Below are 24,226 nucleotides of genomic sequence, written 5' to 3' on the forward strand. Positions count from 1 at the left end.
CTTTCGGAAGAGCTCTTTTGTTTTACAATTTAAATGTCAATGAAAACTGTCCCGTCTCAAAAAAGTTATTAAATGAATTCACATTCAGATAAAATCCGTTGCTAGATTTTTCCTCATCTTTTTTCGAAGTATTAAATCCTATAATATTACCAAAAGAATACCCGAGAGCTACATTCTTTGTTAAGAAAAAATTCGCGCCTATTCCTCCATTAAGAGAATAGTGATTCATTTTTGGATTAAAATCATAACCTTCAGTCTTCGTTCTAAAAGTGTAATAAGCTGCATTCAATTCTGAATAAGCTTTAAAGCGCTCCCCAATGTTCAGGAAATAATATCTTCCAAAAGCACCAACCTTAAATTCGTTGTATTTGCTCTTAAATATACTATTATTTGCACCTAGCTCCTCTTGATTAGTTTTAGAAAATCCTAAATCAACCCCGACAGCAAACTTATCGCTTAAAAAATAGCCAACCTTAGGCGAAAACCTAAAATAACTATTTTTCAGATCAGTACTTTTATCTTTACTACTGTGGATATTGATTTGTCCTTCCAGTAGTATGTTACCTTTATTCAGCCCAAACTCCTGGGCCTGAAGCATCGATGTTAAGCCGGCAGTCACGGCAATAGTTAGTAGAGTTTTTCTCATAGTTTTATTTTTAAAGTTTATTGAAAACAATAATATTCAAATTAATTTCCACAAAAAAACTATTTAACTATTATTAACTAAAAAAGGCAAGATATAACTACCTTGCCTTTAATTTTTTAAATAAAAACTATTATCTTGCCTTAACCTCGGCCAACATAGTCAGCACCGCGTCTATTGTCGACTTGGCCGCATCCTTCATCTTCTGTGTACCAGGATAGTCCGCGTCCAATGTCACTTCTTTCGTTTTCTCCTTATAGGTATACTTGAGAATGTAGCGCGGTACATTTTTTCCTTCTGTAGAATCCTTGCGTACTGTAGTCATATCATTGTCCACATTCCAAAATCCCAGTTCCATTGCTTTGCGATGAAGATACAACAGGTCATTATCCCGCATCTTGAGTGTATCTGTCAGCACTTCGTTGTCTTTAGTCACGTAATGATAGATCTGCGTTTTAGAATTGTACGTATTCAACATCTCGCCCGGTGTTCCGTACGTGATTTCAATAGATTCAAAATCCGAAAACCGATACGGTGCATTTTTGATCATTGATGAATAATAAATTGCACAGTAGACCACAAATGGAACAATGATACAGATTCCTAAAAAGATTTTTCTTGTCTTATCGCTCATAACTAAAAAATATCGGCAAAAATACACAATTTACAATGATCCTGTGTCAGAGAATAGCAATTAGCGTTATACTATTCTCCATTATCTGTAGACTCATCACGTATAAACGCTAAAATGCGCTCATCAAAATCATCAATTTGATCATGAAGCGCCCCTACCGCTTCATTAATATCTGTATAACTATCAGTCAATTCGTTCATCAACTCATAATATTTCTCCTCCCGATTGCGGATATGCCCCAATGCACCTTTAAAATCGTCCAAGTCTCTGTCAAATGAAACCATGTCAACCGCACAACTTTCATACTGTGCAAAGATGGTCCTGAATGCTGAAAACGCGACTTCATTTAACCATTCATCTTCTTTGATCGTATACTCGTCGTATTCGAAAAAATCCATCGTATGATCGATCAGATCGGGTAGAAAATCCCCCATCAGGATATCCAATCGTTCTAGATACATTTGCAACTGCATGGTGACGCGGGCACGTTCGGGATTTTCGGGAATCATCACCTGCAGGTGTTCAAACTTCCGCTTTACGTCCTGTATCACCTCTTCTACAGCTTCTTTCTGAAATTGGAGTGCAGGAATCTTTTCACGCGCTACCCTCAGGCGTTCTTCCATTTGACCAACGCGGTCGTGCATCTCCCTATAAATTGTTAATGCCGCAGTCTCCCATTCTGGAGCGACCCTCCCTTCATGATATTGAAGGATGATTGTACGTAGCGGATGTGCTGTAATAATTTGGTTCATATCTCAATTTATAAAAGTCAGGGAAAGCACCTTGATACCATCCCTGACGATAAAAAACACTAAACAACTAAACCTGTAACGATATCGCTAAAATTTGGTGTCGTATCCCGTCCCAAATAGGACACTCTAAACTCATACTCCTGCAACTTCATCAAGCCATCCATTTCCAACACCGAATTGCTATTCAAGACACTGGACCACTCATCAGTACCCTTTAAGCGGTAGTCGTACTGGTACAACCTAGCGTGCTTCCAAGGAACCACCCGTATACGGATTATGCCACTCCCCACTTCTTGGTTCAAAACAGTCACGCCTGTTGCTTTTGGCGTGCGCCCCGACCTGTTCTGCGTAGACTTGGACGGTCGATAACCAGCAGCCAGAATAATACTGGGATCACCTTGCGCCTGTGCATCTACATAATGCGACAAGCGGTACACGACTTGATGCAGATCTTTACCCTTCTGTCCTTTCAGGACGACCGCACGCATATCCCTATGCGTAGCCTCCACATAGGCAGCACGGTAGTTGGAGAGGCTAGTCTCCAAGACCGATAGACTCGGTACTGGATCCACAAACATACTTGCATTTTCAGTCATCTTCTTAAAGATGTGCTCGGCATAGTTCAACAATTCTGTTGCATCTTTGCTCTTGTAATTTGGTTTAATCATTCTGTTAAATTTTAAATAAATAATTAATAATGAACACTACAAAGATGCATCTGAAAAAAAGCAAAAAGGTGTAAATTTGTGCCAACATTCGGACTTTGCAAAACTTCTTGTGGCACAAATTTACACCTTCCCCCATTCATCTACCCCCCTTAAGAACCCTTAAAAACCAACTTTAAACCTATTTAAACATCGAAAAAAGATAACTCCAGCACTCCAAAAACACAATTTGCGAGAACTACAACTTTGAACAGACACGCTAGCGTGTCTAGGCTGATCGCTAGCGTGCACCCCACAATCGCTAGCAATCGAAAATTAAATGCTTGCCCTTACCCTTCATACGCTTGCACCGCAACAAAAAACGCTTACGTCCAGCCTTAAAACGCAAGCACATACCCCGCACTCACTTGCACTCGCCGTGTAAACGCTAAGGCGAAACAGCCAATCGCTATCGCGGCAAATGCAAACGTATGCCATTTAAGTCCAAGCAACTGCCATCTGACGCTGTGTATTAGCGATTAAGCACGGAACGCTAGCACCTGACATAATAGTGCAAGCGACCAGCCCCAAAACGCTAGAGGCTGTAACCCAAACCGCAGCGATCAGGTTACATTTTTCATTGCATCTTCTACCCATTCTTTACGTTCCTCACGCGGCGATCGATGAAAATGCTTTTTATAATGATTAGCAAAATGCTTGGCATCAAAAAAATGCAACATCCCAGCAATCTTCTCAACCGACAATTCAGGTTTAGTACGCAACAGCTCCCTGGCTTTGTACATTTTAACTGCCAATATGGTTGCCGTCAACCCCAAGGAGCGCCCTTCAAATGCCCTATTCAATATTCGTGTAGAACAACACAACGCATCGGCTATCTTCTCGCGGGTCAGTTCCTCCGTCAAACAATGCTTATGCACATAATCCAGCGCATTGTGATAGATTTGAATCAGCGATTCACCCTGCGATAGGACCTTTGGCTTTTCCAGTTCTGTGGCATAATTTCCAAAAAACTGAAAAAAAGCCATCCCGAGCTGGTGTATCTTACTAAACGGGCCAAGCTTTTTCTTAAACAAAGATTCTATGTTCTGCCGATCGGACGTCGAAATAATCACCGGCATAAGCATATTATTAGTAGGGAACTGATCGTAAGCCTCCTTAATCTGAGGCAGCTCTGCCAAAAGCTGTAACCTCGAAGCACCCGTCACGCCAAAAAAAAGAGACCATTGCTTCTCGGCAGCCAATGTTATAGAATAGCTTGCATGTTTAGTGACGAAAGAGAACAATTTATCAGCATCTCGGCTTTCGCCATTCGGAAATACGGCCTTACCATGAAATTGTAGACACAGCCATAGCACCTCTTGCTCGGCGACGTGCGGGCAAATCATATGTAGTGCGTTTAATGTCCCTTTGACCTCCAGTAAAATAAAATCTTGAATAGTGAACTGGATCTGATGCATCCCTTCTTTAGGACTATGTTTTACAGCTTGCGATAGCGTCGACAGATACATCGTCTTTGTGATATCCCGAGGGCTTGGTCTGGCCGCTACAGTCTCCTTCCATAATTGGGAGAGCTCCTTTTGTGACATGATTCTTCCTAAGTTTACAATTGATGGTAACCCTAAGATAAGAAAAAACTTTCATGACTCCTTTGAATCAACAACTGGTATGAACCGATCCCGATGTTATCGGGAGAGTTCTTGATGTCCATTGAACCGAACGAAGAGAGCTCATTGATGCCTCGAAATATAATGTCAAATCAATAAAACGCACACTTTCAGAAAAAACTTTCATGATTCCTTTGAATCACCAGTAGGCATGAACCGATCCCGATGTTATCGGGAGAGCTCTTGAATGCCAATGCGAAAGAATAATAGCATGAAAAAAGTTCTTGATGGCCTCTGAAAACACACACTTTCAGAAAAAAAAGTATAATTTTTAAACTAAGCGGACTGCTTACTTACTAAATATTTTTCTAAAAACCAACTTCCCGTACTGCCAAGTCAAGCCAAATATATTCTCATTGGTAATATCGGAGGCGAGGGACGGGGGTAACAATTCGTAAACGCTGAGTCCGAAGTAGCTGGCTATGGTGTATACCTGCTCTACTTTGAGCTTGGTCTCATTACGTTCGATCTTGGAATAGGCTGCCTGCGACATATTCAACTCATACGCCACGGCTTCCTGTGATATCTTCAACTCTTCGCGTTTCCTTCGGATATAATCGCCTAAATGCAACGATGCCATACCTAATACTATAAAATGGATTTACTCTCAATAATTTAATTATAACCTAGCGTTATGAAAAATAGTCTGATTACAACGTGAGGTTGTACGATATAACCTAGGGTTGTGGTCTACCTTTCGGCTTTGCCACAATTTTGTCGTAGTTAAAATTAAGGAATAATTATGAAAACGACAATTAAACAATTAAAGCTAGTTGATTTAACAACTACAGAGCAGATCGAAATCGATGGCGGTAGTGAACGTAAGGACGAGAAACAGACCAATATATTAGAGTTATTATGGGCTAAACTTACAGGAGCTACTGACTAAAAATAAAATCAATTATTTCGACCACAGCACTTGGTCTTACAAAGAAACCTAGAATACCACCAATAAAATAAGCGGACAAATGTAATCGAGAGTTTACTATTCTATTGCGATTCAAAACAGACAAAAGAAAAACAATGACAAGGCCAAATAACCAATTATGAAACATATTTGTCACAAATGGAAGTATAAAATTACCCATCTTTTGCAATGGAAAAAACAAGGCTGAAAAACCATACAGTCCAAAAGATAAACCGGAAGCACCTACAGCAGTAAAGATAAAGTCATCTTTTTTGGACAAGGTTTGTACTACATTAGGTAATACGATCAAAGCAAACCAGAGTATCGGGCTCCATACATAAGCTGCAAACAGACCATACTCTTGATCGATATTCCCGAACATGTCGTAACCCAATCCATAAATGATCAATAGATTGTTTATCAAATGTAACCAATTGCGGTGTACAAATGCCGAGGTGAGTAGCGTATGCAGGCGCTTGCCTCGGTATACTTCGTAGGGATGCAGCAGCAAAGCGTGAAAATAAGGTTTATGATAAAATCCAATGACACTGCTCACGAGCATGATCGGCACCACTATGTACGAATAGGGAGCCTCAGCAAAGGTCGGGAAGATATCAAACAAGGACATGTCTAGAATACCATTTACAGGAGAAAGATAGGGCAAACAATTTTAAAATACAACCCTAGGTTGTGGTGAAAGTGTTTTCTCTTGCAGAGATTTGAGATAAATATGCGAAAGACTATAATCATATATCAGATCCTTCTTCTTGGCATTGCACTAGCCGTTGTAGCCTTACCCTTGATCAAGGTCCCCATCTCGGTATCGGCACGGGGCACGGTACGTCCCAATCAGGAAAACACCAAGATTATCTCTTTGGTCAGTGGCCGTATTATAAAGTCGGCACTATATACCAATAACCAATTGGTGCATCAAGGCGACACCCTCTTGATCATCACCTCCGAGACACTTCATAGCAAAAAAGACTATCAGCAGCAGATGCGCCAGGATTACGAATCACAGTTACGTGATCTTAAGAGCCTGGTCAACCATACCCCACAGGCAGTACAGACTGGGCTGTATCAACTAGAATGGTCCGCATTGCAGCAGAGGCTATCGGAGATACAGACACAGATTACGCTAGCCAAAAAAGAACTGGATCGCAACAGCACTTTGTATCAGGATGGTGTGATTTCGCTTGCCGAGTACGAAAAGACCTTATACCAGCACGAGCAATTGCAAGGACAGCGGAACGCACTCCGCGAACAGCAGTTTGCCACATGGCAGAGCAAGAAGCGGGAATTGGAACAACAGCTGATCTCCCTGTCCTCCGATGTGGCTACCCTAGATATCGAAGCAGACAATTATATTGTCAAAGCACCTGTGACAGGCCGGATCACTAACCTTCAAGGATTTCAAAGCGGAAATCACCTAATGCAGGGCCAGCACCTTGCTGATATCTCGGTCGAAGACGCACTCGTCGCCGAGTGCCTTGTCCCCACCTCTGCCATCGGATACATACAGACAGGCCAAGCCGTAAAATTTCAGATAGACACCTACCACTATAACCAATGGGGCATGCTGGACGGCGAGGTACTCGACATCAATAATAATCTAATGACGAACGAACAGACCGGAGAATCTTACTTTGTCGTACGTTGCAAATTGGCACAGCACCACCTGTCGCTCAAGAATGGATATCGGGGTCAGGTAGGTAAGGGCAATACCTATACCGCCCGATTCTATCTGACAGACCGCACACTGTGGCAACTGCTCTTTGACAAGGTAGACGACTGGTTCAATCCTAATCTTAAAAATCAATATAGCTAAAGGAGGAATAAGATATGACTGTTTTTAAATACATCGACCGCATCAATCTGCTGGACAAGCTCATCAGCCAGCGCCGCACCGGTACACCTACCGACTTAGCGAGGCGGTTGGGGATTTCAGTATCTCGCCTGTACGTCATCATTGATGAGCTAAAAGGTAAAGGAGCCCCTGTTGGCTATTGTCGTAAGCTTTTGAGCTATTATTATGCGTACGACTTTTCGATATCTATTACGGTGCAAATGCAGAATCTCAGCCTTGATGATCACCGTCATATCTCCGGCGGCCATAATTTATTTTCAATCTTTTTGCCCACTACTGTTTTTATAGAGTGAGCGGACATAACTTAGTCCTGTTGATCAACGAAACAAGCAGGATCCGAAAAGGCTTAGTAATAGAGTAGGAACTAATTTATAAATCAATAAAAAATGAGTACATTAGATTTAAACAAAATGGGACTTCAAGAATTGAGTTCTACAGAAGTGGTAGAAGTTGAAGGAGGGATATTTCCTATTGTTATAGCGGGTGTGGTAATATCTGGAAAAACTGCTGCTTGGATTGCTGCTGGAAGCATATTTGCTGCTGGAGTTTATGCCGGGCTAACGGAGTAAAACATTTCAAACGAAAACCTTAGCTTTATTTAAGTTGCTATACAACATACGATAAAAAAGCCAGTTAAAACATTCTGAATATTCCATCTCGGAACTTTAGAGACAAATAATAAAAACTAATAATCAAACATTTACATATGAATATATTAAATTTGCAGGAACTTTCCGAAAAAGAAATGAACTCAATTGAAGGTGGATTTATTGTTGAATTTATTGCAATCGGCGCTATAGCTGCCGCAGGAGTCGCTATCTATGAAGCAGGAAGATACACTGGATCATTTATTAAAAACCATGTTATCAATTAGAAGATTATGATAGATAAATTAAACATATTTATTGATTCGAATGGATTTACTTTTCAGTTCGTAAAAATTGGCTTACTAGCGTTGGCTGGGATTGTTTTATTTGAATTGGGAAAATACGTTGGCTCAATTCTGAAGTTAATTTTTCTTTAATTCAAAGAATGTAATATTGTTCAGGCCATTGCCTGAACAATATCTCGAACTATTTTTAGCTTCTTTCCAAAAGCTAAAAATAGTTCTTTAATTTTTTCAGAAGAGAAGAGAATTTAAACAATCTTGGTGTTCAGGAATTGAATACTAAGGAAATGGTAGAAGTTGAGGGAGGGTGGATTATTCCTGCAATAACCATTGCTGGTGCATTGATCTACCTATATAATGAAGGGGATGATTTTATTAAAGGAGTAAAAGAAGGCTTCGATAGCATTGTTAATTAATTTTTTCACACTATGAGAATTGAAGATATAGATGTCATTATGATGACAGTAGACGAACAGCAACAAGTTAATGGTGGAGACGATTTTTTACGTGATTTAGGACAATTATTCGGCAAGGGAGTGGGAGCTCTTTGGCTAGGATTAAAGTCATTCTCAGAAGCTCAAGAAAGAGAATTGGATGGTATAAGTGGACCTAGTGCTAGACGTCATTAATAAAAGAAAAATAGGATAGACATTTACTATCCCATTTTGAATAGTAAATTTCAATCTATTATGCAAAATATCGAGAATCAAAACAAAAAACTTCGACGAGAGAATATCATACTAAAAATATGGTTCGTATTATCATTGATAATTTATTTGTATAACTTTTATGCTTAAAACACTTTGAATTTAGCACTATGAAAATGCTGTACAATTTATTTAAAAACACATCCTTGAGTTCGTAGATGAGCATTAAGCTGCCGAGATTTGTACTTATTTACTGAACATGAAAAGACGGGTACAGATCAAATAGCATAACAGCTGCGACGCTGGCTCAGACCGAGCACGCGAAGGAATAGTACACTTGTAGGTCAATCCTTTAGATAACCAACCCTATACGATCTTTGAGTTTTAGAATTGAGGGATAATATGCTTGTTATTTTTGGAATACATAATGAAAAGAAACATCTATTGTAGCTTAGAAAAAGAAAGGTCAAAGCGCTTAACTAGGCTTATATTCATCGTAAGCGTAATGATAATCTTACTAGGGGAATTATCAGAGTTTGTGGGGTTCTTAATCGGACTGACATTACGCCCTTAGCCTAGGCAAACCAAGGTATCAGCCTCTAGTAAAACGAGTAGCTAAAGAAAGGCAAGAGTATCGACATATCCGGTGCCCCAAACTCAAGGCCGTATAGAGAGAGTTTAGATTTAAACAACATTGGTGTTCAGGAATTGAATGCTAAGGAAATTCTAGAAGTTGAGGGAGGAATTTGGCCATATATAATTGGAGCCTTAATTGGCGCAGCTTTCACCCAAGACCTCGATAAAATGAAAGAGGCTTACCAAAAAGGATATGACGCAGCATCATAAAACGAAAAGAAAAAAAATTATAAATTCACTAATTATAATACTAATTGTAGCTTGTTTAGTTGTCTTATTACAACTTGATATAGACAATGCTATCAACTGGTTAAAAAATATATTTAAATGAAAAACATTAATAAAACACATCAGTTAGAAGAGCTGAATAATAAAGAAATGATCAATATCGAAGGTGGCTGGAATTTGCTCGAGTATGTCGCCATGGGCATTGGCGATATCCATGGCAAGTTAGATAAGGCCCCAACGGGAGACTATCAATATTCCGGATTCCAAGCTTACGAAAGTGCTACTAGAGTCTAATAATATTTATTAGTACCGTATACAAAAGTGTTAAAATAAGAAGGGTTGAAGACAAAAAACAATGATTTGACTCTTCTTATCTTGTTTATTGTAATATATTAGGCCCTAATATATCCCTTTTGCTGACAACTTAAAGATGAATTACAACACGATTTCACTTCCAAAAGGTACACGAAGCAAGACAATTCTCCGGAAAACACACCAAAGAGTATATTTCACCCGTTGTGCATTTTAAATAATGTTGATTTTTAAATTATTGATATTTCGTTGGAATAAGTTTTTGTTGATGTACTGAATGATTGTCATTGCGGAGGAGCAAGAATATAGTGAGAACGATAATAGAATTCCTTCTTATTATTGTCATAGCAGTAATATTCTCCATCATTGAATGACCAAACTCTTCATTTTATAGGCAAGATGTTTCCGACCATTCGATAGAAGGAAAGAATAGATTCGATCCCATTAAAATATATAGCTCAGCGAAAACAACCTGTAAAGAGTAGGAACTAATTTATAAATCAATAAAAAATGAGTAATTTTATACGTCACACGGCCCCAAACTCAAGGCCATATAGAGAGAGTTTAGATTTAAACAAAATGGGACTTCATGAATTGAACACTGAGGAAATGGTAGAAGTTGAGGGTGGTGCCCTTTTTAAAGCGAAAGGATTATTAAGCTGGGTGTTTGGCGCTAATTCTCGGAGTGATGTTGAAATAGAGGTTTTAGGCTGGGAAATTAAGTAACTTGAAAAAGTAGTTCCCATCGTATGGGACTGGCCGTTAGTTTTCTGAGAGGGTTCTAACGGCCTTATTAAATATAATTATTTCAGTTCGTTAAAGCAAGATAAAATCATCGTGATTCGCCTGCTTCCGGATCAGAAAGGGGAATGAAAACCATATTATATACAAATGAAAACACTCATAATCTTTATAACATTTATTTGCCTATCCAATCTGACTAATGGACAGATAAGAGTATTAGATAGCTTGACATTAGAGCCTATATCAGGAGTAAACATCTATTTCGACGACGGTGAGTTATTGGCTATATCAAGTAGCGAAGGTCAGGTCAATATTAATAATATTCAGAACGAGACTAGAAACCTATCCCTACAGCATATTGGTTATGAAAATAAAGGGATTTCCTACGGGAGCTTCAAACAATCTGATCGTGTTTTATTAAAACCTCGACAGGTTGAGATCGAAGAGATAGGAGTCAATAATAAAGGAAATTCGGACTATGTGGTGTTAAAAGGATATTTTCGAACCCATGATACCTTCAACAGTAAATCAAGATATTTTTATGACGGTTTGATCGCTTATTATATCCCCCTAAAAAATACAAAGGAGAAGGTAAGAAGGCAGCTGTTGGGATATCGGCTCTACGCTAACCGGAGTAGCTTAGCGGAATATACGGAACTGTTTGGAAAATCTTTTACTGATCCACCTAAATTGCTAAGAATAGAGAAGGAATCAATGTTAGAAAATTTGCCCAAAGGCAGTGTATTGGTAAATAATGGAAGTAAAAAGAAGATCGTGCAGAATGGTCAAAGCCTAGGTTTTATTCAAAAGACAAGTTCGGGCAATGTGCAAATTTATCTGGATGAAGTCCCTCCTAATAGTAAAGTTGCACGTAGTTTTTTTAGGATCAAGGGAGAGCAGTATAGAGGTATTACAATGGCAAATTATGGACCTACGGACTTGGACAATCTACCGACACAAAATCTGTTGAGCAAAATAGTGACCAAGGTCGGTGCTGTGCAGCGTAAGAAGAAAGATGGATTTACGCATATCGCAACATTTTCTGAATTCTACGTTACAGAGCGAGCTTATCTCATGGCAGACGAAGTAAAGGCTTTGGAAAATTCTTTCCAGAAAAGCATCTATTTAGAAGAGAAGAGTAGCTATTCAGAAAAATATTGGCTTGACTTAGATCGCCATGGTATCCCTCCATTGGCAATCGGTATTGACAAACAGCTTGGTAAAGATTTAAAAGAGTTGTAAAAAAAATTCTAGTAAATCGATGATTTTAGAAAGAATGCTTTTTTGTGCATTGAAGTCAGATAACTTAGTAGTGTTGATCAACAAAAAACTACAGGATTCGGCCGAAAGGTAGAGTAGCTTCGCTTCTATTAAAACAGAATTCTTCAGCGAAAACTGGCTTAGTAATAGAGTAGGGGTTAATTTTAAACTTAATAAAAATGAGTACATTAGATTTAAACAAAATGGGACTTCAAGAATTGAGTTCTACAGAAGTGGTAGAAGTTGAAGGAGGAAATTTTTGGGGACGTGCTGTGATTACATTTTTCGAACAATTAATAGATCTTTCTAAACCTGGTCCTCATATGGGAAATTGGGAGACACCACTTGTTCCACAAGATAATACCGCTGCCAACAGATAATCTAAAATCATGTGCATAAAGAAAAAACCTAAATTAGTTATCAACAAAATATATCAACGACTTCTTAAGGTACCCCTTTATGCACTGATTCTTGTCGCAACAGGTCTTTGTCTTTTAATCAATATCTTCGTTTCATTTTTTTCACCTGTAGCAGAGAATATAAATAGCTCGCTCTCTATTGGTGAACAGTTATTATTGATGGTTTTTATAGCTCCATTGGTAGAAACTTACATTTTTCAAGATATCCCATATAAAATTCTAAAAAACAAACTGCATCCCACAATCATAATAGTTTTGTCTGGTTTAATTTTTGGGTTAGCTCACCTAAGCACTGGTACTAGTAATTTTTTCGTTGTAACGATCGTTGGATTTATATTTATGGCATTATATATCTTGGTTTATTATCGAACCAAAGGAAAAGCCGTTGTAACAGTTTTCATTGTACATGCGCTTCTAAACTTAATTGCTGTCGTCTTACACCTAGCTGCACATGAGCTAGCACCATAGTGCTAACAATCTATTTCAAAATACAACCCTAGGTTGCATTCCTCCTTCTTGATTATAACAATCAATAAACATTAAGTTCGCCACATCCAAAAAATATTTTAAATCATTTTCTCCCGCTACAGTTTTTATAGAGTGAGCATGTACGAGGGTACATAGAAGATTGAAAGATCAAAAATAAGAAAGTCCCATAAGGCAGTCATGGTCGGAATTTTTTCCGACCATTTTTTATGCTTTAAAAACTTTATATGAATCACCTTATAATTCTTATATATGGAGTTTTTACATTGGTTGCTAATATCTACTACCAACAGTAACCAACACCTACTCCAAAGTAGTAATATGCTGATTCACTATCCAAATTGGAACGGAGAGGATTCCAGGTGACTTGACCTGTAAATCCCTTCCCTTTTGATGAAAAACGGTATCCTATATCAGGAATGAACATTGTCCTTACCTTATTTTCAGGTTCGGATTCCAAGGGATATTCACGTGACAACACAAATACAGCATTGGCACCTATTAGCAGTTGATGTTGCCCTTTACCAAATAACCAATTAGGCCCAATCGCCAAAGATGCCTTGTGTTCCGCATCGTCAATGACCTCGATAGATCCAAGCCCTACACTGGCTCCAAATCCATCATTCACGTTTTTGAAGATCCTTGTATCGTACTTCACTCCGATCAATGGAGTGGTACCCAATGCACTTATCATTACATTTTGTCGACGTTGAGCCATTGTTTGCAACGAGCACAAACTAACAAGGGTTAGGATTAATATTGATTTCATTTTCTAATTCTTGTTTTTAACCAAAAAAGCTATCTTTCATACATGGCCCCATTTTTTTACAAACTCTTCTTGATCAAAACGCATAAATTGATCAATATATGTAGAGCTGCAGTATGCCATACTGCATGTTTTCGTTCACGCATTATTAAATAAAACTGGGCGAAAATCACACCTCCGAAAAAAAAGTATATAATACTGTGCAGTTGATAATTATGAGATAAAGCAAATAACGATGCAGAGATAAAAATCGTTAGTCCCTTCCACTCATCAAAAAACGTCCACTTGAATAGCAGACCAACGATTCCAAACTGAAAAATCAATGTTTCTAGCAGAGGTGCGACAAGCAGTGCCGATATTATTTTGCCAGTCCCCAATTGCTCGATATCATTCTCTTCGATATCTACGCCAAGTAGCTCTATCAGCGTAAAATAATGAAGAAATGACAGCAAATAATACGTAACTATCGCCAGTACATACAAATAAGGTACAGGCAAACTGTACAGCCGCTGAATATTCCTATTTTGTTCGGCCATTTCATTCATAGCATAACAATGCTAAAACAATATTTTATCCAATAGATGAATAATCCATGCGATAAAACCGCATATCATACGTATGAGACTAAGTATAAAAATCCCCATAACCTAACCAAATATTTTAAAGAGATAGACTAGTAACAGATAGATTATGACTCCTGCTGCTGCTCCGATGATGTATTTTTGATTTTTTTTCATTTATTTATAACTAGTCAGCTTATTTGAGATTGTTAAATCAGCTCCATGTAGTATTCTAGTGCTATAAAAAGTAAGTACGGCACCTATTGTAAGGGCTGTTATATCTAGCCAGTCGAACGTGCCAGACACAAAACAGGAGTATTGTAATACCTCAATAAACACATATAGCCCCCACACCAACACAATGTCCTTGAAGTAAGATACTAACGGCCTATTTCGCACCGATAGAATTAAAAAGTATACCCCAGGTACAAAGACCAGATTATTTCCAGCATCGGCTAAGCCAAAATCCTGCAAATCGCACTCGTACGCATATGGTCTGTAGATAGAACTCAGCCAGTAACCTCCCCAAAGGAAGGTAAGACTAAGCAGAATGTAATACTTCCTCATTTGACCGTTTATTTATTACCTAAGCATTTTCACAAAAATAGTCTTCCACAAGCACGATACCTACAACCTGTAGTTGTATTTGGAAATACCCGTACAGCGGCTACCTATTGTACGGGTATTCTTGTATCCAGTTAAACTCACGCTTTCTCAATTCAAACTCTTCGGGCTTCTGCTTGACCAGCTTGACCACTTCGGTACGATCCTCAAAGGACTTCATCAGCATGATATCTCCATTTTCCAGCACGGTATAATCTAGCGTATAGTTATTCAGTGAGATCGTCTTGTCCCCGGGGTTAATCTTGGCCTCCAGAGCGGTCTTTTGGTAGTATTTATCCCGTACTGAGGCATGCCCTTCGTATTCGAAAACGATGGACATCCAATCTTTGGGGATAATGGTACGCTCGGCAGCATTATCTTCAACACGATAAATTCCATACAATGCCGATTTTTTGAAATAATGATCCATCAGCTTGTGCCTATTCAACAGGCCGGAGACTTGCTGTATCAAGAATATCAGGAGTACGAAAACCTTAACCCCGATCATTAGTTTATTTTTCCAAGGCTTAGCATATACAGGTTTGGCGACAACATGTAGCTGAGCGGGCTTGCCCTGTATCAAAAGGGCAAGTAAAGGCCGGATGTGAGGCAATAGCAGAAATAACGATAAAGCAAACAATGCTGTTGCGACGATCTTGACCGGAACATCAAAGAAATAGTTGGTCGTCATGATATTGATACTCACGGTCATGGTGATCAATGCTCCTAGCACCATAGTCCTCCGGAACAACAGGAAGCCCGCGAATATCTCTACCATACCTACGAAAATATTATACCCTGCCGAATAGCCGAAATAGGTCCACGCTAACCCCATGGGAGAAAACTCACCCAAAGGCTGCATCAGTCTACCCAGCCCGGGAGGAGGCATCTGCGAATGTGTCAATTTGATCACTCCATAGTTAATCAGCATAAATGCGATGTAATACCTAGTGATCGCTGTCAACCAATAGTAACAGGTATTATAGCTCTTTCTGTCTCTATCCAGCACAGACCAGATTACTGTACCCAGCACCGCTAACACTAAAAAGAATACGAAAGAAACCCAGTCATAAGAAGTGTCCCCACTCCCATTGGTATATATAGCGTAGTCGTACGGATAATCTAGGATATGCGACGAGAACCAATGAACCAGCTTACGCAGTGGAGGCATAAGAGGCTGCATGATGTACTGCATAAAGGGAAAGGCACCATTATTCTTAAAAAGAATAAAAGACAGAATAAAGATAAACGCAAAGCGAAAGCCGATTTTAGTCGAGACGGTCCAAGGCTGATTGATCATAGTTTATAATATAGCTTCTCGTAAGAGGTTGCTATAAATATAAACAAATGTTTCCTAATTTATTGAACTAATATTTATTGGTTTAAGATTTAGGTTTTAAATACTTTTTATAGTTACCTTCTTTGATATAGTCTAAGCCCCCTTCTTTGCAGTAGCCTGTCAGGTAAACGGAGTACTTATTGCTATCCGCTTTATCGGCATCAAGTTCCTTGATCACATCGGAGACACGTCTAGGCGTTTCAAAAAAATCAGACTCATAAACGAGATAGTCCAACTTTTGATTCTTTTCAATACGCTTTTTGGATTCGGGCGAAAGGCCAAAGAGTGGGGCCAATTCGATGTCACTCTCGAATACATCACGAGGCTGGATTTGTAATGCGCGACAAATAAGCAAAAAGTTATTAAGCGTAGTGCCTCTTCCTTTTTCGAGAAAAAGAATAGTATTGATAGTCAAACCGGTCATATCCGCTACATCATTTTGCGAATAAGAAAGAGCTTCCCTCCTTTGACGGAAAACATCTCCTATTTTAATCAAAACATCTTTATTTGTTGCACTCACAAAACAAATAGAACGAACATTTGCGCAAACAATATATTTATATTTAAATAAATTATTTGTTTTGCTGAATTTTATTTCTATCTTTGATTAGAGATAACCAATACTTATATATAAACATGAAAGACAAACTATATAAGAACATCGTTAAATCCCCTGTTTAATCAAAGCAGGCGAATTACAGACAGAGGTATTAAAAAGCAACAGCATTAGCGCCCAATTTTATACAAAAACCAATTATTGCTTAAAAATCCTCCATTAATTTTAGTTCACGTCATTTATGTTTTTAGCATGAAACAGGAACAATATTGCTCTTTGACATATTGGTATGGGTAAAAAATATTTGAGGCTGCTTGTTCAGCCGTAGGGTGAGGGCATGCTGCCACTCACTAAGTACCCTTAATATTATTCCTTTAGATGCTCACAGTTTGTAGGGTAGGAACAACCACATTAAAGATAGAGTCCTGTATATGGTCCCCTGTAGATGAATACAGTTTGTCCGCTAGCCGTCACCCTAGCGGAACGCAGTGCAGTCGAATGGGTCTAACGACATAATAGTTACTCCTTGACAGTTCATAGATTTAACTACGTTGAGCCCTTCGGGGTTCTCTATTCCGCGTTGCTCCAATCGAGATGACGTAAGGAAGTAAGCAAAAACAATTTGTAGGGTATTGACAATAACTGTGTGGCCTAATCAATAATGCCTGCCGACAACCACAATTTTAGGGTATTAACAATCGAGACTCGGAGTTTGAATAAGGTCCTATATAAAGTAATCACAACTTATCCTCCTAGCCGTCATCTCGACCGTAGCGGAGAACCCCGAAGGGCTCTGCGAAGCAAGATCTAACAATATATTATCACAATTTGTAGGGTAATAACAACAAAACCACCAAGCAAAATACGAAAGGACTACCTGTAGGTCTTCACAATCCTCGAACTATACCGTCATCTCGACCGCAGCGGAGAGATCTAACGATATGCCTATCAGATTTCGTAGGGTATAGTAACAACAAGTTCCTCCTTAATACTAGAGATACGCCGAATAATAACAGCTCTTTACCACTCCTTAATATCCTCCCAGAGGTCATTCCACTGCGGATTAAGTTTGTTGATGAGATTTTCTTTCTTGGAGCGATTCCATTTCTTGAGTTGTTTTTCTCTGTCTATGGCTTCTTCAATAGTAGGAAAGGATTTATAATAAACACAGAGACAAGAATTATACTTACTCGTAAACAAATTGGGATAGCGCTTCTGGCGATGCTCAACCAACTTGGAGTATAAATCAGAAGTAACTCCAATATAAAGCACCGTTCGGTTTGCATTGGTTAACATATAGATTACACCACCTCTTTACATAGGATTAAGATACTAAAAAAATTAAACAACACACACGAGGCTGCTTGTTCAGCCGTAGGGTGAGGGTGTATTGCCACTCACTAAGTACCCTTATATTGAAAACATACAGGGTACCCTGTAGATGCTCACAATTTGTAGGGTATTCCCAACTACGCCGTCTGTAACATATCCTTTGTAACGCCTGTAGATGCTCACAATTTGTAGGGTAGTAACAACTAGTTTCCTTTGCTTTCATGTGATTTGGAACCTGTAGATGATCATAGTTTGTAGGGTAGTAATAACTAGTTCGACTTTATAATAAAAAGATTTACGCCTGTAGACTATTACAGTTAATCTCTATCCGTCATCGACCGTAGCGGGGGGATTTAACGACAATAGTCACCCCTATATAGTTCATAGACCTCTCCACAAGGTCGAGATGACGGGGTGTACGAAGCGTTCGCAATTCATTGGAAAACAACGACACAGACCCAGGAAATTCACTAAGCCACTACAACTATTAGGATACTTACAACAGGCGTGAGAAACTTTTACCCCCATACCGATAAGTCCAGCAAAATAACACACAACTGCGATAGCCTTGGCAACAAAAGATAAAACCAGCAAAACGCCAAGGTTATTCGCAGCTATTTGACAACAGACTAAACAATCAAGACATGAAGCTATGCAACACACAGCTCCACCTCTCCTTACTCAAGGAGGGGAAGGAGAAAGGTTTGGATTATTTTTACAAAAAATACTTCGACACATTCTGCTATCGGGCCGAACGTGCCACCGAAGACTTGTGCGCAGCAGAGAGTATTGTTCAGGAGGCCTTCTTTCGTCTGTGGCTCTTCCGAGAACAGATCGAAGACAGTGAAGCCGTATTTAACTTTCTAAAAAAACAAATCCGAGCGGCGATTGGTATATACTTCACCAAAACAAGGAATAGATTTCAAAGGAGCTTACTTCGATTGGATGGTATTGACGACTATCAGGAATTTATGCTAGGCTATGACATGGAAGAAGAAAAAGAAATAGACACAATATACATCGAACGCCTAGAAGAGGAAAAACAGGCTCAGCTTGATAAACTTAACAACCTAATCCCTCACCTATCCGAGCAACAGCAGCAATTCATCAGGCTTTGCCTTAAATACAGTTTTAACTACGAACGCATAGCCTATTATTTGGGCGGTATATCGGACTATGAAGTAAGTATTCAGGTAGAGAAAACCATTGATGCACTAAAGGCCATTTTCAATAGTCAAGACAAATTAAACCTCTTGAATAAACCGACAAAGCTGACATTGGAAGGCGAATTTTCTGATGAACAAGCCGAAGTGCTCCGTATGCGCTACGAGATGCAGATGTCTTTCGACGAGATTTCCGAATCGCTCCAACTAAATTCCTCCATCGTTAAAAAAATATTCATAGAAGCACGAACAAAAGTTAAACCTACTAAAAAGACCGCATAATCATGGAAAAAGACACTATCGTACTCACTAGAAAAATACAGTTACACATTGACTCGGACGACAAGGAAAAACGATCCGAATATTACAAGACATTATTCGAGTGGCAGGATGTCGTATTCCGCGGCGCGAATATGGTGATGTCTCACCAGTACATACAGGAGCAGATGAAAGACCTGATCTACCTACAGGATGATGTGAAAATCAAACTAGCCGACCGCAACAAGGATGAAGAAGGCATACTGAACACATCACGAATGAATACGACCTATAAAATATTGTCCCGTTATTTTAAGGGAAAGATTCATTCCGATATCCTATCTAGTATCAATATGACACTCATCAAGACTTTTAATAGTGAACGATTGGATTATTGGAAAGGCATAAAGTCGCTGCGGAACTACAAGAAAGATATGCCCATCCCCTTCTCGGGAAGCCAAATCAAGCTCAGTAAGGATGAAAATAATAGAGATTTTAAATTCACACTTTTTAAAATTCCCTTCCGAACCTATCTAGGTAAAGACCGTTCGGACAAGCGGGTATTGTTGCAGCGGGCACTTGTAGGTCAAATCAAGATCTGCGGTAGTTCCATCAAGATCGTAAAAGGTAAAATCTTCCTGCTACTGGTATTAGAAATGCCCAAGAAACAACACGAGCTAAAAGATCATATTATTGCCGAGGCTTCATTAGCTGTAGAACATCCTATAACCGTACAGATTGAAAAAGACAACTTTCAAATAGGCAGCAAGGAAGAATTTCTTTACCGCAGAATTGCCATTCAATCTGCTCGTCATCGTTTACAACGAGGGGCTGCATTCTCCAGGAGTGGCCATGGGCGCAAGAAAAAGCTAAAAAGTCTCGAACATTATAACGAAAAAGAGAAAAACTACGTCGACAACAAACTACACCTCTACAGCCGAAGACTGATTGATGTCTGTATCAAAGCCCAAGCAGGTACATTACTACTCGTCAACCAAAGTCTAAAAGAAGAAGTTGCTAAAGAAGACGAGTTCTTACTGCGCAACTGGTCATACTATGGCCTTATTGAGAAGATAAAGTACAAAGCGAATATGGCCGGGATACAGGTTATTATTGAATAAAAGACTTTCACGCCCCCATTAAAGGATCTGTCAGACTATCTTTACCATTTTCTACTCGACCGGCATACCTTCTGCTATACGGAGATTTCGGGTCGAGGTTCTTAATTTCAAGATCGTACCAACGGTATGTACTTTTTGTCTTGACTTTGATTTCCTTTGTCTTAGATGAAGCAATCACGATAGGAGCAGCATCTGCTTTTTTGTAATGATCTGTAATCTGAAGTGTGATCGCATGACTATTTCTATTGTGAATAGTCAAGACAATTTCTTCATCAGAAGCCCTATAGGACTGCTCGATCAGGATATTATCGGATTTTCGGTTTCCTCGGTACGATCTGTAATAACCGTTTGGCCCGTGTAATACCAAGTGATAGGCCTGCTGTTCAAAATCGTCCAGAGACCAAGCGTAAGAAACAGACTTTCCGGCTGAAGTAGCAAAGGCCCAGTTGGCCTTCTCTTTTTTGTATCCATGCGCATAGACGTTGAAGGCTGCTCCCAAAGACTTTTTCTTGAAATACGATGCGGAAGCTTCCATACGCAATACCAACTGCCCGTCTTCCACATGCTCTTGGACATATAACTCGTAGTTAAGGGCATTGGACGGTTTCGTGCCTTGCTCCTGCACAGGAAGGAAATGTCGGCTTTCTCCTTGCTTTATGAGCGCACGCTCTTGCTCATCAAATTGGTGAAAATTGTTGGGAAGAGGTTTCTCCCGGGCATTGTTAATCGCTAAGATTTGCCTGTCGCGATCCAGAAAGTCGGGCAGTTTGAAGTTCCCTTTCTGGAAAGGTCTGAATGCAGATGTTAGATCGCCCGTGATCGCCCGCCGCCAAGAACTAATATTATCCTCGACAAGATTGACTTTAAATTTATGTTGGACAAAGTGTTCTACAAATTGTATGGTGGACGTGATATCAAAGACTTCGGAATTGACCCATCCACCTCGAGACCAAGGCGAAGCGATAATAAGTGGTACCCGATACCCTAGCCCCACAGGTCCTTCGGTAGCGTAGCTCGGATCTATGCCGTAAGCAATCTCTTGTTCCTTTGTCACATACTCTGTACTGTAATCCAGATCGGCACTGGTCGCTCCTGTACTAGGATCGCCCGGTTTGGGCACCACGAATGGCGGTATATGATCGAAATAACCATCATTCTCATCATAGTTAAGGATAAAGATGGTCTTCTTCCATACCTCCGGATTTTCGGTCAAAATCTGCAAAAGCTCCGATACATACCAAGCGCCATACATCGGAGCACTCGGATGATCAGAAAAATACTGCGGCGCAACCAACCAGGACACCGTAGGTAGCCGGCCCTGACGCACATCTTGTCTAAACTGATACAGGACATCCCCTTTGGGCACGACAATCTCTTGCCCGTCAATCTCTACGGTCTGTGTGTTATGATAATCTGGATCTCCCTCATTGGTCTGAAAGGCACGCTGGTGCAGGGACTTGGTATAATCGTCCAGCTGGTCAAACTTGGCCGCATTATAATTTTGATACTCTTTTTTAAAACTATTAAGCTGCTGTTCCTTTTGCTCAATTTTCTGCTTTAGCTTTTGATCATTGCGATTGCCCAGTTCATCTTTCATCTTTTGGATTTCGGAAGGCAACTCCTGGATTCGTCGCTGATAAAAATCAATATGGCTTTTTTTGAACCGCACCTTATACTGGCTAAACCATTCCAGATTATTGTCGGTAAAATTGCCGAGCCAGCTTTCATCTGCACCGCTCAGATCATTCTGTACGCTGACTTCATTTTGATACACTTTCCAACTGATGTTATTTTTCTCCAGTAACTCAGGGAATGTACGCCAATGTGCTTCCTTATTGAAGTATACATCCGAATTTCTAACCAGAGGTTTTGCGCCCTTTTCAGGAACACATTTGCCGGTCCAAAAAAAGTGTCTATTGGTCGTAGTACCTGTAATAGAAGAACAGAAGTGTTGATCACAGATCGTAAATGCATCTGCAAAAGCGTAATAGAATGGGATATCTTCACGGGTGTAATACCCCAATGTCAAAGGTAGATCCCGATATTGCTTATTACCGGACCGCTTGGACTCTAACCAGTTATCAAACTTCCCATTGTTCCACGCTCCTATCTGATTTTCCCAGGAATGAGGCAGATCACGCATCCAAGCCGCATTAGAGTTTTTGATATCAAGACGAAACGGTGCATAAGTGTCACCATTCTTATTGGACTGCAACCATACCGGATTTCCGTTGGTCAGGCGTAACGCTCTAGGGTCATTGAAACCGCGGACACCACGGAGACTGCCAAAACTATGATCGAACGACCGATTTTCCTGCATGACCATAACGATATGCTCCGCATCCAAATAAGTGCTACCATACTCGGGATCAATGCGCAATGCGGCCTGAATCGAGGATGGAAGACTATTGAATAATCCCAAAGAACCCGCCAACATTCCTGCCTTTTTTATAAAATCTCTTCTGCTTTCCATTTAGATTGTTTAAAGTATGAAGGTGCCCATGGAGAGCACCTTCTAATATAGTTTTAATAGATTTTATTTCAAAATCCACATCAGTTGATTGAAATCCCTAAATTTGGGCGACGTAGAATTTGTACACGTATGGAAAGAAATACCCCTACTCACATCTCTCTAACAGGAGAAAATAGCCACAAAATAGTAATCCCTCCTGGACAGGGTAGTTTCTCTATAGGCACAAAAAATATCTCCAAAGGGAAATATGATGTATTAGTGACGGCAGATAGTACAATCAATTGGGATGTATTCAATGAGATGTACACACCACATGGCAAGCAAAATACAGACCGCTACCCTTGCGGTGACTGGCCACGTTTCTTTTACTATTCTGGAGATGACAGCGGTTTTATCCAATGGTCTGAAAAACGGAGAATAGAGAGTCTAAACTGGAGCCCGATAAGCTCGTTGAAAGCCGATTTTACAAAAGCCAATATCGATACGCTCACCATACATGTAGGAGATAATCCGATCGAATTAATACTTGGGGAGAATATTCTAAAACTACATCTTAACGGAAACATAAATAACATCACTATAGGAGCAAGTCCAGGCACTACACTTGTCCACTTCTCTCCAGATGCTGACGCCAACACTATATATGGCTTACCAAATTTTCCCTCTTTAAGCAATATTGCTACCTCAATCCACCTAGACAATGCCATCATAGGGGCGGCTTTCGACTGCGCTAGCCTAGTACAGTTTAAAAAAATGAGCAGTCTGAATCTACGTGGCAATATAACAAATCCGCAAGCCTTAGCACAATTACCAAATTTGGAGGACTTAGGCCTTAGGACAATACCTGATCTAACAGGACTACCTTCTCTCGCAACGTGGAGCAAACTCAAAAGTTTCATCGGTTGGAATATCGAAGAAACCAAGGGCAAAATCCTCCAGCAGGAACTGAAAGCCCTTTTGAAAGAAAAAGAAATGGAGTATTCATCAGTATCCAAACTGCGAAAAAAAAAATGGTTTACAACGGAATATGGGATTCCCTTTACCAACTGGGATGGAAATAATGCAAAAACAGCGACAAAGGCCTACAAAGTGGCATTGAAAGAGATTAACAAAGCTAAAACCGAAAAAGATGTCAAGCTAGCCATCGTAAAACTAGTCCAATTGATCAACACCTTGCCCAATATCGAAACTGTCGAGCGTGAAGATACAGGTACCGCAGTAGAACAGCTAGTCGCCTCCTCCAAGCTCAACCTAACACAGGAGCTCGCTGCTCAGTGGTTTGATGAGGTTCGGGATTTTTAA

General features: G+C 39.7%; 30 protein-coding genes. 16 read left to right on the forward strand and 14 right to left on the reverse strand.

The features are described 5' to 3' along the window. Positions 1-22 precede the first annotated feature (22 nt). The 6 genes from G7B20_RS17940 to G7B20_RS17965 all read right to left on the reverse strand — a co-directional run bounded on the left by G7B20_RS17940 (position 23) and on the right by G7B20_RS17965 (position 4,938). Positions 23-646, reverse strand: a complete 624-nt coding sequence (locus tag G7B20_RS17940; RefSeq protein WP_164112800.1) for an outer membrane beta-barrel protein — start codon at positions 644-646, stop codon at positions 23-25. A gap of 130 nt (positions 647-776) precedes the next feature. Next, entirely contained in the window at positions 777-1,277 is a 501-nt protein-coding gene (locus G7B20_RS17945; RefSeq protein ID WP_240458454.1) for a hypothetical protein, read from the reverse strand. Between the two features lie 71 nt (positions 1,278-1,348). After that, positions 1,349-2,029: a hypothetical protein gene (locus tag G7B20_RS17950; protein WP_164112801.1), complete on the reverse strand. Its 681-nt coding sequence runs from the start codon at positions 2,027-2,029 to the stop codon at positions 1,349-1,351. A gap of 59 nt (positions 2,030-2,088) precedes the next feature. Further along, on the reverse strand, positions 2,089-2,697 hold the full coding sequence (locus tag G7B20_RS17955) for a hypothetical protein (protein WP_164112802.1): 609 nt from the start codon (positions 2,695-2,697) through the stop codon (positions 2,089-2,091). Positions 2,698-3,296: 599 nt separating this feature from the next. Beyond that, positions 3,297-4,280: a helix-turn-helix domain-containing protein gene (locus G7B20_RS17960; RefSeq protein WP_164112803.1), complete on the reverse strand. Its 984-nt coding sequence runs from the start codon at positions 4,278-4,280 to the stop codon at positions 3,297-3,299. 367 nt (positions 4,281-4,647) lie between these two features. Beyond that, positions 4,648-4,938 (reverse strand): helix-turn-helix domain-containing protein, encoded by a 291-nt coding sequence (locus tag G7B20_RS17965; RefSeq protein ID WP_240452893.1) that lies wholly within the window; start codon positions 4,936-4,938, stop codon positions 4,648-4,650. A gap of 162 nt (positions 4,939-5,100) precedes the next feature. On the opposite strand from G7B20_RS17965, the gene G7B20_RS17970 reads away from it, so the two are divergent. Continuing rightward, positions 5,101-5,247 carry a hypothetical protein gene (locus G7B20_RS17970; RefSeq protein ID WP_164112804.1) on the forward strand — a complete coding sequence of 49 codons (147 nt, stop codon included), beginning with the start codon at positions 5,101-5,103 and terminating at the stop codon, positions 5,245-5,247. Here G7B20_RS17970 and G7B20_RS17975 read toward each other — a convergent pair. Further along, positions 5,237-5,929, reverse strand: a complete 693-nt coding sequence (locus G7B20_RS17975) for a rhomboid family intramembrane serine protease (RefSeq protein WP_240452892.1) — start codon at positions 5,927-5,929, stop codon at positions 5,237-5,239. The two genes, G7B20_RS17970 and G7B20_RS17975, sit on opposite strands and share 11 nt — an antisense overlap. Before the next feature lie 66 nt (positions 5,930-5,995). On the opposite strand from G7B20_RS17975, the gene G7B20_RS17980 reads away from it, so the two are divergent. The 12 genes from G7B20_RS17980 (at position 5,996) to G7B20_RS18035 (ending at position 12,735) form a co-directional block, all read left to right on the forward strand. Next, on the forward strand, positions 5,996-7,093 hold the full coding sequence (locus G7B20_RS17980) for an HlyD family secretion protein (protein ID WP_164112805.1): 1,098 nt from the start codon (positions 5,996-5,998) through the stop codon (positions 7,091-7,093). A 14-nt stretch (positions 7,094-7,107) separates the two neighbouring features. Next, positions 7,108-7,425: a DNA-binding protein gene (locus G7B20_RS17985; RefSeq protein WP_164112806.1), complete on the forward strand. Its 318-nt coding sequence runs from the start codon at positions 7,108-7,110 to the stop codon at positions 7,423-7,425. Positions 7,426-7,518: 93 nt separating this feature from the next. Then, positions 7,519-7,701 (forward strand): class IIb bacteriocin, lactobin A/cerein 7B family, encoded by a 183-nt coding sequence (locus G7B20_RS17990; RefSeq protein ID WP_164112807.1) that lies wholly within the window; start codon positions 7,519-7,521, stop codon positions 7,699-7,701. A gap of 137 nt (positions 7,702-7,838) precedes the next feature. Then, the gene (locus G7B20_RS17995) at positions 7,839-8,006 is read left to right on the forward strand and encodes a bacteriocin (RefSeq protein ID WP_164112808.1); all 168 of its coding nucleotides are present in this window, start codon (positions 7,839-7,841) and stop codon (positions 8,004-8,006) included. Between the two features lie 302 nt (positions 8,007-8,308). Continuing rightward, positions 8,309-8,437, forward strand: a complete 129-nt coding sequence (locus tag G7B20_RS19635) for a lactobin A/cerein 7B family class IIb bacteriocin (protein WP_164112809.1) — start codon at positions 8,309-8,311, stop codon at positions 8,435-8,437. Positions 8,438-8,476: 39 nt separating this feature from the next. Continuing rightward, on the forward strand, positions 8,477-8,650 hold the full coding sequence (locus G7B20_RS18005; RefSeq protein ID WP_164112810.1) for a hypothetical protein: 174 nt from the start codon (positions 8,477-8,479) through the stop codon (positions 8,648-8,650). A 726-nt stretch (positions 8,651-9,376) separates the two neighbouring features. Beyond that, complete coding sequence (locus G7B20_RS19840) at positions 9,377-9,514, forward strand: class IIb bacteriocin, lactobin A/cerein 7B family (protein ID WP_164112811.1); 138 nt, start codon at positions 9,377-9,379, stop codon at positions 9,512-9,514. A gap of 117 nt (positions 9,515-9,631) precedes the next feature. Further along, the gene (locus tag G7B20_RS18015) at positions 9,632-9,826 is read left to right on the forward strand and encodes a hypothetical protein (RefSeq protein WP_164112812.1); all 195 of its coding nucleotides are present in this window, start codon (positions 9,632-9,634) and stop codon (positions 9,824-9,826) included. Between the two features lie 528 nt (positions 9,827-10,354). Continuing rightward, positions 10,355-10,570, forward strand: a complete 216-nt coding sequence (locus G7B20_RS18020) for a hypothetical protein (RefSeq protein WP_164112813.1) — start codon at positions 10,355-10,357, stop codon at positions 10,568-10,570. A gap of 165 nt (positions 10,571-10,735) precedes the next feature. Then, positions 10,736-11,830: a carboxypeptidase-like regulatory domain-containing protein gene (locus G7B20_RS18025; RefSeq protein ID WP_164112814.1), complete on the forward strand. Its 1,095-nt coding sequence runs from the start codon at positions 10,736-10,738 to the stop codon at positions 11,828-11,830. A 197-nt stretch (positions 11,831-12,027) separates the two neighbouring features. Continuing rightward, positions 12,028-12,228, forward strand: a complete 201-nt coding sequence (locus G7B20_RS18030; RefSeq protein ID WP_164112815.1) for a hypothetical protein — start codon at positions 12,028-12,030, stop codon at positions 12,226-12,228. 9 nt (positions 12,229-12,237) lie between these two features. After that, on the forward strand, positions 12,238-12,735 hold the full coding sequence (locus G7B20_RS18035; RefSeq protein ID WP_164112816.1) for a CPBP family intramembrane glutamic endopeptidase: 498 nt from the start codon (positions 12,238-12,240) through the stop codon (positions 12,733-12,735). Positions 12,736-13,036: 301 nt separating this feature from the next. On the opposite strand, the gene G7B20_RS18040 is transcribed toward G7B20_RS18035, so the two are convergent. From G7B20_RS18040 to G7B20_RS18065, 6 genes are all read right to left on the reverse strand, one after another. Then, positions 13,037-13,522 (reverse strand): hypothetical protein, encoded by a 486-nt coding sequence (locus G7B20_RS18040; protein ID WP_164112817.1) that lies wholly within the window; start codon positions 13,520-13,522, stop codon positions 13,037-13,039. Positions 13,523-13,578: 56 nt separating this feature from the next. Continuing rightward, positions 13,579-14,055 carry a CPBP family intramembrane glutamic endopeptidase gene (locus tag G7B20_RS18045; protein ID WP_164112818.1) on the reverse strand — a complete coding sequence of 159 codons (477 nt, stop codon included), beginning with the start codon at positions 14,053-14,055 and terminating at the stop codon, positions 13,579-13,581. Between the two features lie 201 nt (positions 14,056-14,256). Beyond that, the gene (locus tag G7B20_RS18050; protein WP_164112819.1) at positions 14,257-14,646 is read right to left on the reverse strand and encodes a VanZ family protein; all 390 of its coding nucleotides are present in this window, start codon (positions 14,644-14,646) and stop codon (positions 14,257-14,259) included. 100 nt (positions 14,647-14,746) lie between these two features. Beyond that, complete coding sequence (locus tag G7B20_RS18055; RefSeq protein ID WP_164112820.1) at positions 14,747-15,982, reverse strand: hypothetical protein; 1,236 nt, start codon at positions 15,980-15,982, stop codon at positions 14,747-14,749. A gap of 82 nt (positions 15,983-16,064) precedes the next feature. Then, positions 16,065-16,517 carry a helix-turn-helix transcriptional regulator gene (locus G7B20_RS18060; RefSeq protein WP_164112821.1) on the reverse strand — a complete coding sequence of 151 codons (453 nt, stop codon included), beginning with the start codon at positions 16,515-16,517 and terminating at the stop codon, positions 16,065-16,067. Positions 16,518-17,597: 1,080 nt separating this feature from the next. After that, on the reverse strand, positions 17,598-17,873 hold the full coding sequence (locus tag G7B20_RS18065; protein WP_240452891.1) for a GIY-YIG nuclease family protein: 276 nt from the start codon (positions 17,871-17,873) through the stop codon (positions 17,598-17,600). Between the two features lie 680 nt (positions 17,874-18,553). Between G7B20_RS18065 and G7B20_RS18070 the strand changes: the two genes are divergently transcribed. After that, positions 18,554-19,354, forward strand: a complete 801-nt coding sequence (locus G7B20_RS18070) for a sigma factor-like helix-turn-helix DNA-binding protein (protein WP_164112822.1) — start codon at positions 18,554-18,556, stop codon at positions 19,352-19,354. Between the two features lie 2 nt (positions 19,355-19,356). Beyond that, complete coding sequence (locus tag G7B20_RS18075) at positions 19,357-20,451, forward strand: hypothetical protein (RefSeq protein ID WP_164112823.1); 1,095 nt, start codon at positions 19,357-19,359, stop codon at positions 20,449-20,451. Positions 20,452-20,458: 7 nt separating this feature from the next. On the opposite strand, the gene G7B20_RS18080 is transcribed toward G7B20_RS18075, so the two are convergent. Beyond that, entirely contained in the window at positions 20,459-22,924 is a 2,466-nt protein-coding gene (locus G7B20_RS18080; protein WP_164112824.1) for a phosphocholine-specific phospholipase C, read from the reverse strand. 129 nt (positions 22,925-23,053) lie between these two features. On the opposite strand from G7B20_RS18080, the gene G7B20_RS18085 reads away from it, so the two are divergent. Continuing rightward, positions 23,054-24,226: a hypothetical protein gene (locus tag G7B20_RS18085; protein WP_164112825.1), complete on the forward strand. Its 1,173-nt coding sequence runs from the start codon at positions 23,054-23,056 to the stop codon at positions 24,224-24,226.

Source organism: Sphingobacterium sp. xlx-96, assembly GCF_011007365.1.
In the GTDB taxonomy this organism is placed as follows: Bacteria; Bacteroidota; Bacteroidia; order Sphingobacteriales; family Sphingobacteriaceae; genus Sphingobacterium; species Sphingobacterium luzhongxinii.